This is a genomic window from Halomonas eurihalina (assembly GCF_008274785.1).
GTDB lineage: Bacteria > Pseudomonadota > Gammaproteobacteria > Pseudomonadales > Halomonadaceae > Halomonas > Halomonas eurihalina.
Genome location: NZ_VTPU01000011.1, coordinates 1 through 16215 on the forward strand (window position 1 = coordinate 1; position 16215 = coordinate 16215).

Annotated in this window: 13 protein-coding genes; 4 read left to right on the forward strand and 9 right to left on the reverse strand. The window is 63.4% G+C overall.

Going from position 1 to position 16215, the window contains the following annotated elements; all coding sequences use genetic code 11:
• Positions 1-254 precede the first annotated feature (254 nt).
• Positions 255-1091, reverse strand: a complete 837-nt coding sequence (gene pssA, locus FZZ93_RS11755; RefSeq protein ID WP_149322525.1) for a CDP-diacylglycerol--serine O-phosphatidyltransferase — start codon at positions 1089-1091, stop codon at positions 255-257.
• 140 nt (positions 1092-1231) lie between these two features.
• Positions 1232-2248 carry a ketol-acid reductoisomerase gene (gene ilvC, locus FZZ93_RS11760; protein WP_149322526.1) on the reverse strand — a complete coding sequence of 339 codons (1017 nt, stop codon included), beginning with the start codon at positions 2246-2248 and terminating at the stop codon, positions 1232-1234.
• Positions 2249-2437: 189 nt separating this feature from the next.
• Between ilvC and ilvY the strand changes: the two genes are divergently transcribed.
• Entirely contained in the window at positions 2438-3328 is an 891-nt protein-coding gene (gene ilvY / locus FZZ93_RS11765) for an HTH-type transcriptional activator IlvY (RefSeq protein WP_149322527.1), read from the forward strand.
• An 89-nt stretch (positions 3329-3417) separates the two neighbouring features.
• Positions 3418-4425 carry a zinc-dependent alcohol dehydrogenase family protein gene (locus FZZ93_RS11770; protein ID WP_149322528.1) on the forward strand — a complete coding sequence of 336 codons (1008 nt, stop codon included), beginning with the start codon at positions 3418-3420 and terminating at the stop codon, positions 4423-4425.
• A gap of 122 nt (positions 4426-4547) precedes the next feature.
• On the opposite strand, the gene ilvN is transcribed toward FZZ93_RS11770, so the two are convergent.
• The 5 genes from ilvN to rluD form a co-directional block, all read right to left on the reverse strand.
• A complete protein-coding gene (gene ilvN, locus FZZ93_RS11775) occupies positions 4548-5039 on the reverse strand; it encodes an acetolactate synthase small subunit (RefSeq protein WP_149322529.1) in 492 nt (163 codons plus the stop codon).
• Complete coding sequence (locus FZZ93_RS11780; RefSeq protein WP_149322530.1) at positions 5039-6763, reverse strand: acetolactate synthase 3 large subunit; 1725 nt, start codon at positions 6761-6763, stop codon at positions 5039-5041. The genes ilvN and FZZ93_RS11780 overlap by 1 nt, the downstream gene beginning before the upstream one ends.
• A gap of 535 nt (positions 6764-7298) precedes the next feature.
• A complete protein-coding gene (gene clpB / locus FZZ93_RS11785) occupies positions 7299-9878 on the reverse strand; it encodes an ATP-dependent chaperone ClpB (RefSeq protein ID WP_149322531.1) in 2580 nt (859 codons plus the stop codon).
• A 365-nt stretch (positions 9879-10243) separates the two neighbouring features.
• Complete coding sequence (gene pgeF, locus FZZ93_RS11795) at positions 10244-10999, reverse strand: peptidoglycan editing factor PgeF (protein ID WP_149322532.1); 756 nt, start codon at positions 10997-10999, stop codon at positions 10244-10246.
• Complete coding sequence (gene rluD / locus FZZ93_RS11800; protein ID WP_149322533.1) at positions 10996-11955, reverse strand: 23S rRNA pseudouridine(1911/1915/1917) synthase RluD; 960 nt, start codon at positions 11953-11955, stop codon at positions 10996-10998. Before rluD ends, pgeF begins: the two co-directional genes overlap by 4 nt.
• 160 nt (positions 11956-12115) lie before the next feature.
• Here rluD and FZZ93_RS11805 point away from each other — a divergent pair, with 160 nt between their 5' ends.
• Positions 12116-12928 carry an outer membrane protein assembly factor BamD gene (locus tag FZZ93_RS11805; RefSeq protein WP_149322534.1) on the forward strand — a complete coding sequence of 271 codons (813 nt, stop codon included), beginning with the start codon at positions 12116-12118 and terminating at the stop codon, positions 12926-12928.
• A 147-nt stretch (positions 12929-13075) separates the two neighbouring features.
• On the opposite strand, the gene FZZ93_RS11810 is transcribed toward FZZ93_RS11805, so the two are convergent.
• A complete protein-coding gene (locus FZZ93_RS11810) occupies positions 13076-14710 on the reverse strand; it encodes an NAD+ synthase (RefSeq protein WP_149322535.1) in 1635 nt (544 codons plus the stop codon).
• A 110-nt stretch (positions 14711-14820) separates the two neighbouring features.
• Between FZZ93_RS11810 and FZZ93_RS11815 the strand changes: the two genes are divergently transcribed.
• Entirely contained in the window at positions 14821-15081 is a 261-nt protein-coding gene (locus FZZ93_RS11815; protein WP_149322536.1) for a PP0621 family protein, read from the forward strand.
• Positions 15082-15118: 37 nt separating this feature from the next.
• On the opposite strand, the gene thiO is transcribed toward FZZ93_RS11815, so the two are convergent.
• Positions 15119-16207, reverse strand: a complete 1089-nt coding sequence (gene thiO / locus FZZ93_RS11820; RefSeq protein WP_149322537.1) for a glycine oxidase ThiO — start codon at positions 16205-16207, stop codon at positions 15119-15121.
• Positions 16208-16215: the final 8 nt, after the last annotated feature.

A 16215-nucleotide genomic window follows, 5' to 3' on the forward strand; every position in this document is an offset into this window, starting at 1 on the left:
GCAAAACAGGTGCTTCTGCCACCCTTCACCGCCTGCAACGTTGCCCGTCGCCGGCAGCGGATGCGTACTTTACGGATCTCAGGCCGGCGATGCAAGCCCTTTGCGACAAGAACGTGAAGAAAAGATAGCAAGCCGATGACAGTTCATCCACAACCCCTCGCAACACAGACCGGCTGTGGACAACCTCTCGCCCCGGCCGCCGACGAAAACGCCCGCTCGAGGCGGGCGTCCAGGCCTGGATGGAGCGGTTTCCGTCAGGACTTCTGGTGCGGTGGACGAAGCTTGCGCCACACAGCCAGCACGGGCCCCGAGGCCACATAGGTACCGAACAGCAGCAACAGCATCAAGGAAGGTTCGATGGAAATGACCACGAACCCCAGCACGATGGCCAGCAACACGACGAAGGGCACGGGGCCCTTGAGATCGATATCCTTGAAACTGTAGTAGCGGATGTTGCTGACCATCAGCACGCCGGCGGCTCCGACGAGGAACAGCATCCAGAGCTTGAAGCCGAAAGCTTCGGCGTCAAAGCTGTGGAAGGTCCAGACACTCGCGGCTACCACGGCTGCTGCCGAAGGACTGGGCAAGCCGATGAACCACTTCTTGTCGACGCTGCCGATCTGCACGTTGAATCGTGCCAGGCGAAGCGCCGCACAGGCCACGTAGAGAAAGGCCACGACCCAGCCAGTCTTGCCGACGTCCTGCAGGATCCAGATGAAGGAAACGAGCCCGGGGGCGACACCGAAGGAAAGCATGTCAGAGAGACTGTCGTATTCGGCGCCGAAATCGCTCTGGGTATTGGTCAGCCGCGCGACCCGACCATCCAGCCCATCGAGGGCCATGGCGATGAAGATCGCGATCGATGCCGCCGTGAAGTCACCATTGATGGCAGCCACCACGGCGAAGAAACCGGAAAACAGCGCCGATGTCGTGAACAGGTTGGGCAACAGGTAGATTCCCCTGCGCTTCACCTTTTTGCCGTCCTCCAGCGCTTCCTCGACCACTTCCGATTCGCGGACGAAAGTCGCGGCCAGATCATCGTCATTCGGTTCACGCTTTTCGCGCTCACCGCTGCTGGGGTCTTGGCTCATCAGTGTCTTCCATTGAGGCTGAAGGTACCGCCCATTCTACACACAGCAACCGGGATGGCTCACGATACATTGCATCCAAATACGCAACGGGGGGCACGGATAACCGCGCCCCCCGCCACTCCACCATTCGCATGGGTCGATCAGTTCTTGCTCTTGTCGACCAACTGGTTGGCAGCGATCCAGGGCATCATGCCCCGCAACTTCTCACCGACCTGCTCGATCGGGTGCTCCGCATTCAGGCGGCGACGTGCGGTCATGGAGGGATAGTTGCTGTTGCCCTCGTTGATGAACATCTTGGCGTACTCACCGGTCTGGATGCGCTTGAGCGCGCTGCGCATGGCCTGACGGGATTGCTCGTTGATAACCTCGCCGCCGGTAACGTATTCACCATACTCCGCGTTGTTGGAGATGGAGTAGTTCATGTTGGCAATGCCGCCCTCGTACATCAGGTCGACGATCAGCTTGAGCTCGTGCAGACACTCGAAGTAGGCCATTTCAGGTGCATAGCCCGCTTCGGTCAGGGTCTCGAAACCGGCCTTGACCAGTTCCACGGCACCGCCGCACAGCACGGCCTGCTCGCCGAACAGATCGGTCTCCGTCTCGTCCTTGAAGGTGGTCTCGATGATGCCGCTGCGGCCACCGCCGATGGCCGCGGCATAGGAAAGCGCAAGTTCCTTGGCAGTGCCGGAGGCATCCTGATGGATCGCGATCAGGTCCGGGATGCCGCCACCACGGGTGAACTCGGAACGCACGGTGTGCCCCGGCGCCTTGGGCGCGACCATGATCACGTCCAGATCGGCGCGCGGCTCGACCTGGTTATAGTGGATGTTGAAACCGTGGGCGAAGGCCAGTGTCGCGCCTTCCTTCACGTTCGGCGCGATCTGCTGCTCATAGATGGCCTTCTGGTTTTCATCCGGCGCCAGCAACATCACCACATCGGCAACCTTGCACGCCTCCTCAACGGACGCGACCTTCAAGCCTGCGGCCTCGGCCTTGGCGGCAGAGGACGAGCCCGGGCGCAGCGCGACGGTCACGTCGACGCCGGACTCCTTGAGATTGTTGGCGTGGGCATGACCCTGCGAGCCATAGCCCACGATGGCGACCTGCTTGGCCTGGATGAGGGAAAGGTCGCAGTCCTTATCGTAATAAACGCGCATGTCGGGCTCCTGGAGATCGTAAAAAGGCGATTGTGTCAGCGTCGATGGCCACCCGCGCCGTCTTGTGCGGCGCTGGGAGATTCCGCCAGGCCATTGGCCGTGTCGATGACTTGACTCTACGCCAGAGGCCGCATTGCGTAAAACGCTATATTTGCAATGCAACATCCCAAGATGTGCAATAATAAGCGCATGGACATGCGCCCCCTGAAACACTTTCTGACGCTCGCCGACACGCTCCACTTCGGTCGTGCCAGCGAGGCGTGCCACGTCAGCCCCTCGACGCTCTCGCGCTCGATCCAGCAGTTGGAAACGAGCCTCGGCGTCCAGTTGTTCGAGCGCGACAATCGTCACGTCGCCCTGACCCGCCAGGGGCACAGTTTCCATGCCTACGCCCGGGACACCCTGGAGCAATGGGAGCAACTGCGCCAGTCGCTGATGAGCGAAGCGCATACCCTGACCGGCGAGATCAGCATCTACTGCTCGGTCACCGCCAGCTACAGCTTTCTCTATGACCTGCTCAGCGAGTTTCGCACCCGTTATCCGGGCATCGAGCTGAAACTGCACACCGGCGACCCCGCCCAGGCCATGCCGCGGGTCCTGGCCGGCAACGAGGATATGGCCATCACCTCACGCCCCCGACAGTTGCCCGAGGGGCTCGCCTTCAAGTCGCTGACCCGCTCGCCGCTGGTGTTCATCGCGCCATGCGACGAACACGAGTGGGTGCCAGTCGATCCACGCACGCCCAGCGCCGACCAGTGGCGCAACGTGCCGATGGTGCTCTCCGAATCGGGACTATCGCGGGAAGTCAGCAACACCTGGTTCAAGGCGCTTGGCATTTCGCCCCGCATCTATGCCCAGGTCGCCGGCCATGAAGCCATCGTCAGCATGGTCGGCCTGGGATTCGGCGTCGGAGTGGTGCCCCGCATCGTGCTGGAGGCCAGCCCGCTGTCGGAGCGCGTGCGGATCCTGCCGGTCAAGCCGGAACTCCCGCACTATGATGTCGGCCTCTGCGTGCTCAACCGCCGCCTGCGGAGCCCACTCATCCACGCTCTCTGGGACGAGGTCGAGGAGCGCGGCTGAAAGGCCCCTGCCCCGGCTTGCCCCTGTCAAAAAAGAGCACCAGAGTGGTACCGTTAGTGCGCTAAGCGTCATCACAATAGAGGTCACCCATGAAACTCGTCACCCTGGCCAGTCCCGGTGGACTGGATCGACTCCGCCTGCAAGAACATGACGCCCCCGGCGAGCCGGGACCCGGCGAAATACGCGTCAGGATCCACGCCAGTTCACTCAATTTTCATGACTACGGCGTAGTCAGCGGCGCCATGCCCACCGCCGAGGGACGGATTCCGATGTCGGACGGCGCCGGCGTGGTCGAGGCCATCGGCGAAGGCGTCGAGAACTTCTCGGTGGGAGACTCGGTGGTCTCCACCTTCTTCCCCACCTGGCTAACTGGCCCCGCCGAGGTCGGCGACTTCCACACGGTGCCGGGCGACGGCGTCGATGGCTACGCACGAGAGGCGGTGATTCGACCCCAGACCTGGTTCACGCATGCGCCACGCGGTTACAGCCATGCCCAGGCGGCGACACTGACCACGGCCGGGCTGACCGCCTGGCGCGCCCTGGTGGTGGAAGGCGGCCTCAAGGCCGGCGATAGCGTGCTGGTACTGGGCACCGGCGGCGTCTCGATCTTCGCCCTGCAGTTCGCCAAGGCCATGGGCGCCACCGTCATCGCCACGTCCTCATCGGATGACAAGTTGGCAAGACTCGAATCGCTCGGCGCCGACCACACCATCAATTACCGCACGCTCCCCGAGTGGGGCGCCAAGGTGAAGGAACTTACCGCAGGCCGCGGCGTGGACCACATCGTCGAAGTCGGCGGCCCCGGCACCCTCGCCCAATCCATCGAGGCAGTGCGCATTGGCGGCCATATCTCGCTGATTGGCGTGCTGACCGGCCGTGGCGGCGACATCCCCACCGCCAAGCTGATGGCCAAGCAGGCCCGCCTGCAGGGCATCATCGTGGGGAGCCGGGCTCACCAACAGGAGATGATTCGCGGTATCGAGTCCCTCGGTATCGAACCGGTCATCGATCGCCACTTCGCGCTCGACGAGATCGCCGTGGCGTTTCGTCACCAGGAGTCGCAGAAGCACTTCGGCAAGATCTGCCTGGACATCTGAACGACAGCACTCCTCCCCCAACGAAAAAGCCGCCCCTGAAGGGGCGGCTTACTGGATGCCAGCGGCATGACGTCACATGGAGAGCGACGACGGCTCGGTCGCCACCGAAGCACGACCGCCGATCACAGCGACAGTACCTTGTCGCCCCGGGCAATGCCCGAGACGCCGGTACGCGCCACCTCATGAATGCCTACCGGCGCCATGGCCTGCAGAAAGGCGTCGAGCTTTTCGGCATCGCCGGTGATCTGCACGGTGTACAGGCTCGGCGTCACGTCGACGATCTGCGCGCGGAAGATATCCACGGTACGCTTGACCTCGTCACGCGCCGCCCCCAGCGCCTTCACCTTGACCAGCATCAACTCGCGCTCGATGTGGCTGCCCTCGGTGAGATCCACCAGCTTGACCACGTCGATCAGCTTATTGAGATGCTTGGTGATCTGCTCAACCACCCGGTCATCCCCCACCGTGGTCACGGTCAAGCGGGAAAGCGTCTCGTCCTCGGTAGGCGCGACGTTGAGGGTTTCGATATTGAAGTTGCGTTGGGAAAACAGCCCCACCACGCGAGACAAGGCGCCCGGTTCGTTTTCCATCAGAATCGAGATGATATGGCGCATCAGCTCCGCTCCGTCTTGGAAAGCAGCATGTCACGCATGGAGCCCAGGGGCACCTGCATCGGATAGACGTGCTCGTGCGGGTCGACCATGACGTCGAGGAACACTAGCTCGTGCTTGTCGGCAAAGGTCTTCTCCAGTGCCGGCTCGAGTTCCTCCAGCGTCTCCACCCGCAGCGCGGTGAAGCCATACGACTCGATGAGTTGCTGAAAGTCCGGCAGCGACTCCATGTAGGAATGCGCGTGACGCGACTTGTAGTTGAGGTCCTGCCACTGGCGCACCATGCCGAGCGAGGCATTGTTCAGATTGATGATCTTCACGCCACCGCCGAACTGCTTACAGGTCGACAGCTCCTGCATCATCATCTGGAAACTGCCCTCACCGGTCACGCAGACTACCTGCTCGTCAGGGAAGTTCTGCTTGATGCCCATCGCCGCCGGAAAGCCGAAGCCCATGGTGCCGAGCCCGCCGGAGGTGATGAAGCGGTTGGGCTTGTCGAACTTGTAGTACTGGGCCGCGAACATCTGGTGCTGGCCGACATCGGTGGTGACGTACGCCTCGCCACGGGTCTGCCGGCAGATCGCCTCGATGACCTCCTGCGGCTTGATCGGCTCGCCTTCCTTCGAGGGTTCGTAAAGCTTGCCACGACGCTCTTCGCGCCAACCCTCGATGGTCTTCCACCATTCGTCGAGCGCCTCGGGATCGGCGATCTCGCGGCCCTGCAGCAGGCTGATCATCTCGTTGATCACGCTCTGTGCGGGGCCGACGATCGGCACGTCCGCGCGCACGGTCTTGGACACCGAGCTCGGATCGATATCGACATGGATGATCTTGGCCGTCGGGCAGAACTTCGAGGTGTTGTTGGTTACCCGGTCGTCGAAACGCGCCCCGATGGCGATGATCAAATCGGCATGGTGCATGGCCATGTTCGACTCATAGGAGCCATGCATGCCCAGCCAGCCAAGGCACTGATCGTCGCTCTGCGGGAAGGCGCCGATGCCCATCAAGGTGGTGGTGATGGGATGACCCAGCCGCTTGACCAGGTCGGTCAGGCCTTCGCAGGCCCGCCCGGTAACCACGCCGCCCCCGGTATAGAACACCGGGCGGCGCGCCTTGAGCATCAGCTCCACGGCCTTCTTGATCTGGCCGGTATGGCCGCGGGCAACCGGGTTGTAGGAACGCAGTTTGACCTTTTTCGGATAGACGTATTCGTGACGCTCGGTCGGCGTGGTCATGTCCTTGGGAATGTCCACAACCACCGGGCCGGGCCGTCCGGTCGATGCCAGGTAGTAGGCCTTCTTGAGGATTTCCGGAATCTCGGACGGATGCCTGACCGAGAAGCTGTGCTTCACGATCGGGCGTGTCACACCGACGATATCGGTTTCCTGAAAGGCATCGTCGCCGATCAGGTGACTCATCACCTGACCGCATAGCACCACCATCGGAATCGAGTCCATGTAGGCGGTGGCGATGCCGGTGACAGCATTGGTGGCGCCGGGGCCCGAGGTGACCAATACCGTACCGGGCTTGCCCGAAGCCCGGGCATAACCATCGGCAGCATGGGTGGCGGCCTGTTCGTGGCGCACCAATATGTGCTTGACCTTGTCCTGGCGGAACAGAGCGTCATAGATGTGTAGCGCCGCGCCGCCCGGATAGCCATAAATGTATTCGACGCCCTCATCCTGCAGGAAGCGGGCGATCATGTCCGCGCCGGAAAGCAATTCCACTGATGTTTCTCCCCTGGAGGTCTCGAGTGCGATCCGCGCCCAACGGGGCACGGGGTCGAGTGCGGCGGTATGCCGCTGCCGGACACGCCGGCACCTGATGCCAAACCCTGGCGTTTTGAGGCCCGGTTAGGGCCAGCACTCTCGTCGGGAACACTGCTTGGCCGTTGCGCTTGCGACAACCATCAGTCATTCCCTCTCACGGCGGATCACCGCGTCGGGGCGTTGGCCAGGTCGGGCGGTTGGCCCGGACCCGGAAGTCCTTCGGCGGGTAAAGGCCTGCGGCCTACCCTTCGCGCGGAAATGGGGGATTGCCCGCTGGGGTCCGCGCCCGTATCAGGAAAGGTCAAGATTCCAATAGCGCTCGCGGAGTGTCAACCTTGGACACACTCTCTCCCCGGAATCATCACGTAACGATACCCTCGACGGCACGAAAAAAACGCCCGACCGATCACGGGGATCGGCGGGCGCACAAGGTCAGAACGCAACCTGTAGCGTCAGTGTAGTCGACACGGGTGGCGCCGATGGCGTCCGCTCATCAGTGCCGGAAGACCAGGCGATCTCCCTCGGCCTCGATACGAACCGTCTCGCCAGGCGAGAACTGGCCAGCCAACAGGTCCTGCGCCAGCGGGTTCTCGATGCGAGTCTGGATCGCCCGCTTGAGCGGACGCGCCCCGAACACCGGATCGAAGCCAGCCGCGGCCAACTGCACCATGGCCTCATCCGAGACCTCCAGCGAGAGATCGTGCTCGGCCAGCCGGTCACGCAGGCGCTCGAGCTGGATATCGGCGATGGCCCGGATCTGCTCCTGCCTCAGGGCATGAAAGACCACGACCTCGTCAATGCGGTTGATCAACTCGGGCCGGAAATGGTTACCCACCACTTCCATGACCATGGACTTCATCTCCGCGTAGTTCTCGTCGCCGCCCATGCGCTGGATGATGTCCGAGCCCAGGTTGGAGGTCATCACGATCACCGTATTGCGGAAATCCACAGTGCGCCCCTGGCCATCCGTGAGTCGACCATCCTCGAGCACTTGCAGCAGGATGTTGAAGACATCGGCATGCGCCTTCTCTACCTCATCGAGCAGCAGCACGGAGTACGGCTTGCGACGCACGGCCTCGGTCAGGTAACCACCTTCCTCGTAGCCAACGTATCCGGGCGGGGCGCCGATCAGCCGGGCCACCGAGTGCTTCTCCATGAACTCCGACATGTCGATACGCACCATGGCTTCCTCGGTATCGAAAAGAAAGTTGGCCAGCGACTTGCAGAGCTCCGTCTTGCCGACCCCGGTGGGCCCGAGGAACAGGAAGGAACCGTTGGGCCGGTTGGGATCGGCCAGACCGGCCCGCGAACGCCGCACGGCGTTGGCAACCGCATTGACCGCCTCATCCTGACCGATCACCCGCTCGTGCAGCGCCTCTTCCATGCGCAGCAGCTTGTCACGCTCGCCCTCGAGCATCTTGGACACCGGGATGCCCGTCCAGCGCGAGACCACCTCGGCGATCTCTTCCTCGGTGACATTGGAGCGCAGCAGCCGGTGCTCGGAGGTATCGGCCTCTTCCTCACTGCTCTCGGCGATCTTGCGCTCGAGTTCCGGAATCACACCGTACTGCAGCTCGGACATCCGCCCGAGATCGCCCTGGCGACGCGCCTGCTCGAGATCGACCCGCGCCCGGTCGAGCTCGTCCTTGAATTGGGCCGCCCCCTGGATGCTGGCCTTCTCGGCCCGCCAAATCTCGTCCAGGTCAGCGTATTCCCGCTCGAGCTCCCCGATCTGCTCCTCGAGACTCTCGAGACGTTTCCGCGAGGCCTCGTCGGTTTCCTTCTTGAGGTGCTCGCGCTCCATCTTGAGCTGGATCAGGCGACGGTCAAGGCGATCCATCTCTTCCGGTTTGGAATCGAGCTCCATGCGAATCCGCGACGACGCCTCGTCGATCAGGTCGATGGCCTTGTCGGGCAGTTGGCGGTCGGTAATGTAACGCGTGGACAGCTTGGCGGCGGCGATGATGGCGCCGTCGGTAATGTCCACGCCGTGGTGCACTTCATAGCGCTCCTTGAGGCCACGCAGAATGGCGATGGTGTCTTCCTCGGTGGGCTCGTCCACCTGCACCTTCTGGAAGCGACGCTCAAGGGCGGCGTCCTTCTCGATGTACCGGCGGTACTCATCGAGCGTCGTGGCGCCCACACAGTGCAGCTCACCGCGCGCCAGCGCCGGCTTGAGCATGTTGCCGGCATCCATGGCACCCTCGGCCTTGCCGGCGCCGACCATGGTATGCAGTTCGTCGATGAACAGGATCACCCGGCCCTCTTCCTCGGCCAGTTCCTTGAGCACCGACTTCAAGCGTTCCTCGAACTCGCCGCGAAACTTGGCACCAGCCAGCAGCGCGCCCATGTCCAGGGACAGCACGCGCTTGTCCTTGAGGCCTTCCGGGACCTCGCCGTCGACGATGCGCTGCGCCAGCCCCTCGACGATGGCCGTCTTGCCCACGCCGGGCTCGCCGATCAACACCGGATTGTTCTTGGTACGACGCTGCAGTACCTGAATGGTCCGGCGGATCTCGTCGTCGCGGCCGATCACCGGGTCGAGCTTGCCGCTGGTCGCACGCTCGGTGAGATCCAGGGTGTACTTGTCCAGCGCCTCGCGCTGATCCTCGGCATTGGGATCGTCGACCCTGGCACCGCCCCGCACACCTTCGATGGCGGTTTCCAGTGCCTGCCGCGACAGGCCGGCCTGGGTCAGCACCTTGCTTACCTCATGACGCATATCGAGGGCGGCAAGCAGCACCAGCTCGCTGGCGATGTACTGATCGCCACGCTTCTGGGCTTCGCGGTCGGTGAGATTGAACAGCTTGACCAGGTCTCGAGATGGCTGCACCTCGCCATCGAACTCGGCCACTCGGGGCAGATTCTCGAGATGTCCCATCAAGGCATCGCGCAACCGAGCGGCATCGCCCCCGGCCTTCTGGATCAACGCCTTGACGCCGGTATCACTGGCATCCAGCAACGCCAGCAGCAGATGGCCAGGTTCGAGCTGGTTGTGCCCCTGGCCCACCGCCAGGGACTGGGCATCCGCCACGGCGTTCTGCAACTTGGCGGTAAACTTGTCGAAACGCATTCGCTTTCCTCCATCGGGGTAACGACGCGTTCGGACGCGCCGCCTGCCCTGCAAAAAAACAGTCTGTCAATGTGTCTTGACACAAGTAATGGAGTCTGATTGAGGATTTTTCAAGTCGGCGAGATGCGAGATGCGAGATGCGAGATGCGAGATGCGAGATGCGAGATGCGAGATGCGAGATGCGAGATGCGAGATGCGAGATGCGAGATGCGAGATGCGAGATGCGAGATGCGAGATGCGAGATGCGAGATGCGAGATGCGAGATGCGAGCAGATTGTGCCCGCTCCCACACTAGAGCAAGAGCCGGAGTCGTTGCTCGTTGCTCGTTGCTCGTTGCTCGTTGCTCGTTGCTCGTTGCTCGAAGCCTATTTCAGCCAGATCATACTGGCCATGCGGCCGGTCACGCCGTTGTCGCGACGATGGGAGTAGAAGCGGGGTTCGCAGGCGGTGCAGAAGTGCCCGCCGCTGATGTGGGAGACACCGAGCCGTTCGAGGCGCAGGCGCGCCAGTTTGTAGAGATCGGCCATGTAATGACCGAGCCGGTAGGGGCTTGGATCGAAGGCCTCCAGCGCCTCCGGCTGAACCGCGACGAAGGCCTGGCGAACTTCCGGGCCGACCTCGAACTGGGCGTTGGAGATCGCCGGTCCCAGCCAGGCCATCTGCGACTCTGCGGGCACGCCCAGCGCCGCCACGGTGGCCTCGAGCACGCCGCCGGCCAGGCCTCGCCAGCCAGCATGGGCCACCGCCACCCGCTGGCCATCACGATCGCAGAAGAATACCGGCAGGCAGTCGGCGGTGAGCACCACGCAGGCGTGACCGCGATCCCGAGCCACCGAGGCATCCGCCTGCGGCACATCGTCGGCGAAGTGCTGCTGCACTCGGCCACCATGTACCTGGTTCAACCATAGCAGGGGACGGTCGTCGCCGATCACCTTGCCCAGCTGGCGGCGACACAGCGCCACATGCTCCGGTTTGTCGCCGACATGCAGGGCCGGGTTGAAGGCGGCGAAAGCCTCCTGGCTCGGTCCGGTCTCCCGGGTCGTGACACAGGCCGCTACCGAGTCGGGAGCCGGCCAGTCGGGACGCACCAGCGTCGGATGAAGGTCGAGGGCGTCACTCATCGCATCGTCTCCCGGTCGTCACGGAGGAAATCGAGCAACATCAGCAAATCGTCCGGGAGCGGCGCCCGGAAGGTCATGGTGGCACCGGACGTCGGATGCACGAAGGCCAACTTACGGGCATGCAGCGCCTGACGCGGAAACTCGCGCAGCACTTCCTTCAACGCGTCTCCGGCGCCGGCCGGCAATTTCAAGCGCCCGCCATATACAGGGTCACCGACCAGTGGATAGCGCAGATGCGCCATGTGTACCCGAATCTGGTGAGTTCGCCCAGTCTCCAGCCGGCAGCGCACATGCGTGTGTGCCCTGAAGCGCTCGATCACCCGATAATGCGTCACCGCGGGCTTGCCGGAATCATTGACCGCCTGACGCTTGCGGTCGCGGGGATGACGACCGATCGGCGCATCCAACGTGCCCCCCGCCGTCATCGTGCCGACGGCCACGGCATCGTATTCGCGAGACACGGTGCGCGCCTGGAGCTGCTCGACCAGGGCGGCCTGGGCGACCAGCGTCTTGGCCACCACCATCAGGCCACTGGTGTCCTTGTCGAGCCGATGGACGATCCCCGCCCTGGGCACCACGCCGAGCGCCGGACAATGATGCAGCAGGCCGTTGAGCAGGGTACCGTCGGGATTGCCGGCAGCCGGATGCACCACCAGGCCGGGTGGTTTGTCGATGACCAGCACATCGTCATCCTCGAAGACCACCTCCAGGGGGATGTCTTCCGGCTCGAAGCGGGCATCATCCTCGAGCTCGGCCACGAGCGTTAGCATCTCGCCGCCATGTACCTTGTCTCTGGGTCTGGCAGGGCTGCCATCGACGGTCAGCGATCCCGCCTTGATCCAGGCCTTGAGCCGTTCCCGGGAATAATCGCTGAACAGCTCGGCAGCCGCCTGGTCGAGGCGTAGACCGGCCATGCTGTCGGGAATGCGTTGATGAGCATCGAGGGTCTGTGGCATGAAGTCGTCAAGGGTCCGTCTGGGGAGTGGCCCGCTACCCGAAAAGCGTTGGTGCATCACATCCGGTGATGACTGCGTTTTATCGCAAGGTGCTTTATAGTGGGCGGATTCAGGCCGATTCTAGCACGGCCGCCCAGGGTTGTTTGACACGAGGATCACGATGCGCGTTATCACGACCGGTACTCGCCTGGCCACCATGCTGTTGGCGACCGCCCTCCTGGCCGGCTGCGCCAGTACCAAGGAAGAAGAGCAGGCTCCGGATGTCGCGGAGGGCCAGCTGTATCAGGAAGGCCGCGCCGCACTGGAGGATGGCCGTTACACCACCGCCGTCAATCGGCTGGAGGCCATCGATACCCGCTATCCCTTCGGCGAGCACGCCGAACAGGCCCAGCTCGAGCTTATTTATGCCTACTATGAAACCAGTGACTGGGAAGCTGCCCGCGCTGCTGCCAGTCGTTTCATTCGCCTGCATCCCGACCATCCGCAGGTCGACTACGCCTACTACATGCGTGGCCTCGCAGCCTGGGAAGCCGGGCGCTTCAGTCTCGAGTCGCTACGCCTGATCGATATTTCCAAGCGTGACCTCGGCGCCACCCAGGATGCCTACTCCGACTTCCGGGATCTGGTCCGCCGCTACCCGAACAGCCAATACGCGCCGGATGCCCGCCAGCGTATCGTCTATCTGCGCAACCTCCTCGCTCAACACGAGCTAGAGGTCGCCGACTTCTACCTGCGCAAGGGCGCTTACCTGGCCGCCGTAAAGCGTGGTCGCTGGGTCATCGAGCACTACCCCGAAGCGGAGAGCACCCGCGATGCGCTGGCGGTGATGGTCGAGGGCTATCTCGGCCTGGACATGCCGGAACGCGCCAAGGAAAGCCTCCGCGTGCTGATCAAGAACGCACCGGATCACGAGCGTCTCGACGGCCGCACCTTCGACCCGCGCTACGTCAAGGCCGACCCGATTTCGGCCTAATAGAGGGAAAAGAGAAGAGGGAAGACACGCTAGCCCCAAGGTTTGGGGCATCGAGCAGCATCTTCCCTCTTAGCAGCATCTTCCCTCTTAAAGGCGCGAAGCGCCGTGCTTCTCTCTTCCAGCGGTATCAACCGCGTTCTTCGGGCGTCATTCCCCCGGCTGCCAGCCGTTGACGATGGGGTAGCGCCGGTCGCGGCCGAAGCCCCGGCGGGTCACGCGTACGCCGACCGGTGCCTGACGTCGCTTGTACTCACAGCGGTCGACCAGGCGCACCACCTTGTAGACATCGTCACGCTCGAACCCGGCATCGATGATAGCTTCGGCGCTCATGTCACCCTCGATGTAACGCACAAGGATGGCATCTAGAGTGTCGTAGTCGGGCAGCGAATCGGTGTCCTGCTGATCCGGCGCCAGCTCAGCGGAAGGCGGCCGCTCGATGACGCGCTCGGGAATTGCCGGATCCTGGGTATTGCGCCAGCGAGCCAGGCGATAGACCCAGGTCTTGTAGACATCCTTGATGGCGTTATAGCCGCCCACCATGTCGCCATAGAGGGTGGCGTACCCTACCGCCATCTCGCTCTTGTTGCCGGTCGACAGGACCATGAGCCCTTTCTTGTTGGAAATCGCCATCAACAGCACGCCGCGACAACGCGACTGCAGGTTTTCCTCGGTGGTGTCACGCTCAGTGCCGGCAAAGCTGTCGGCCAGGGTGCCCATGAAGGCTTCCACCATCGATTCGATGGGCAGCACCTCGTAGTCGACCCCCAGCATCCGCGCCTGCTCGGCGGCATCTTCCTTCGAGATATCGGCGGTATAGTGATAGGGCATCATCACCGCATGCACCCGTTGAGGCCCCAGAGCATCCACGGCAATGGCCAGCGACAGGGCCGAATCGATACCGCCGGAAAGCCCCAGCACCACGCCCTTGAAGCCGCTCTTGTTGACGTAGTCACGCAGGCCGGTCACCAGCGCGCAATACAGGTTTTCCTCGGCACTGACGTCTTCATCGACCTCGCCCGCGCTCGGCGCCCAAGCACCCTGCTCATCGCGCACGAACTGCACCGGCATCAAGCCGACCGCCCAGTGCGGTGCCTGCACGCGCAACTCGCCATCAGCATCGACACAGGCCGAGCCGCCATCGAACACCAGTTCGTCCTGGCCACCGATCTGGTTGACGTAGACGATCGGCAGGCCCACCTCGCGAGCCCGCTGCTCGAGCAGCGCCAGACGCTCGGCGGGCTTGTCCTGGTGGAATGGCGAGGCGTTGAGCGTCACCAGGATGTTCGCCCCGGCCTCGCGCGCCTGCTGGACGGGTCCCTCTTCCCAGACATCTTCGCAGATCAACACACCGAGCTTGGCGCCCTTGTGCTCGATCACCAGAGGCGCCTCGCCCACCGCGAAATAGCGCTGCTCATCGAAGACCTCGTAGTTGGGCAGTGCCTGCTTGGCATATTCGCCGAGCCACTCACCGTTGTAGAGCACGCCGGCCAGGTTCCAGTTGGCCCCCTCACGACGCCCCGGATAACCGACGATCACCATCACGTCGCGGGCCATCTTCTCGGCCATTCGCGCCCGGGCCTGGCGCAGGCGCGTTTCCATGGAGGGGCGCAACAGCAGGTCTTCCGGGGGATAGCCGGTCAGGAAGAGCTCGGGCAGCACCACGACGTCGGCACCATGCTCGATGCGCGCCTCGCGTACCGTTTCGATAGCCCGCTCGGTATTGCCGGGAATATCCCCCACCAGCGGGTCTAGCTGGGCCATTACCAACGTCAGGTCTTGCATGGGCGTAGAAATCTCTCGAGAATCCATCAGTACCGACATTGTCCCGCAAGGGCGGCCGACTCGCAAAGCCGACCGCCTCGAACACCCTCTCTCAGGGAGCCGCCCAAAGGATGAATCTGTTGTTGATCCGCCTGATCATTTTTGCCGTGCTGTTCTTCGCCGGCCTCAAGCTTTACCGCATGTACCGCGAATGGAAGCAGGACCAGAATGCCGACGGCCAGCAGGATGCATCGCCGGGCAATCCGATGGTGCGCTGCGCCTGGTGCAAGGTTCACCTGCCGGAGAGCGATGCCCTGCGCGAAAAGGGGGAATGGTTCTGCTCCCCCGACCACCGCGACAAGTATCTCGCCGAACGCTCCTCGGAAGAATGAGCCAGCCCCGGGCGAGTTCCGCTCACCTCTTTTCCGCTCACGCCTCTTTCAGCCGATAGGGCGCCGGATCCACGATGGGCTCGCGACCCAGCAGCTCATCGACCAGCAGACGCGTCGAAGCCGGCGCCAGAACCAGACCATTGCGGAAATGGCCGGCGTTGACGTGCAGATTGTCGATGCCCGGCACCGCTCCGATGAACGGCACGCCATCCGGCGATCCCGGACGCAGCCCCGCCCAGTGATGCTCCACCTCGCAGTCGGCAAGCGCCGGCACGATGCCGGTCGCCGAGGTCCATAGCGACTCCCGCGCCGACTCGGAGAGCGATTTGTCGAATCCCGCTTCCTCCAGGGTTGAGCCGGCCAGCACCCGGCCATCGGCACGGGGAATGACATAGCGGCCATCCATCAGCACCACGCGTCGCACCAGCCCGGGCGGTGCCTTGAACAGAATCATCTGCCCCTTCACCGGCCGTACGGGCAGTTCGACACCGACCGTCACCAGCACCTCCGCAGCCCAGGCACCGCCGCACACGATGACCTGATCGCCATGCAGCTCGCCCTCGTTCGTCTCCACCGCAACGATGCGCCCACCCTGCTCGCGCAAGCCCTGGACCTCGCAATGCTCGCGCAGCGTGACCCGCGGCATGTCCGCCAGTCGTGCGTGCAGCGCCCGGGCCAGGCGCGGATTGCGGATGCTACCCAGGGTCGGCATCCACAGCGCGTCCGCACAACCGGGCACCGCCTCGGGCTCCTTGTCGTACAGGAAGTCACCGGACACCCGCTCGAGCGGCTTGCCGACCTCCCGCGCCCAGGCCATGGCGTCCCGTTCGTCACCGACACGCAGGTACAGCAGGCCCTTCTGGCGATACTCGGGATCCACGCCCGTCTCTTCGAGCAGGCGCAGCGCGAGCTCCGGATAGCGCCCCTCCGACCAGGCGGAAAGACGCGAGATCGGCGCACTGTAGCGCCATGGATAGAGGGGCGAGACGATACCGCCGCCGGCCCAGGAAGCCTCGCGGCCACACTGCCCCCGCTCGACGAGGGTGACCGAATGACCGGCGTCGGCCAGTTGCAGGGTCGTCATCATGCCGATGACGCCCCCGCCGACAACAAGAAAATCACTCACGAGACGTG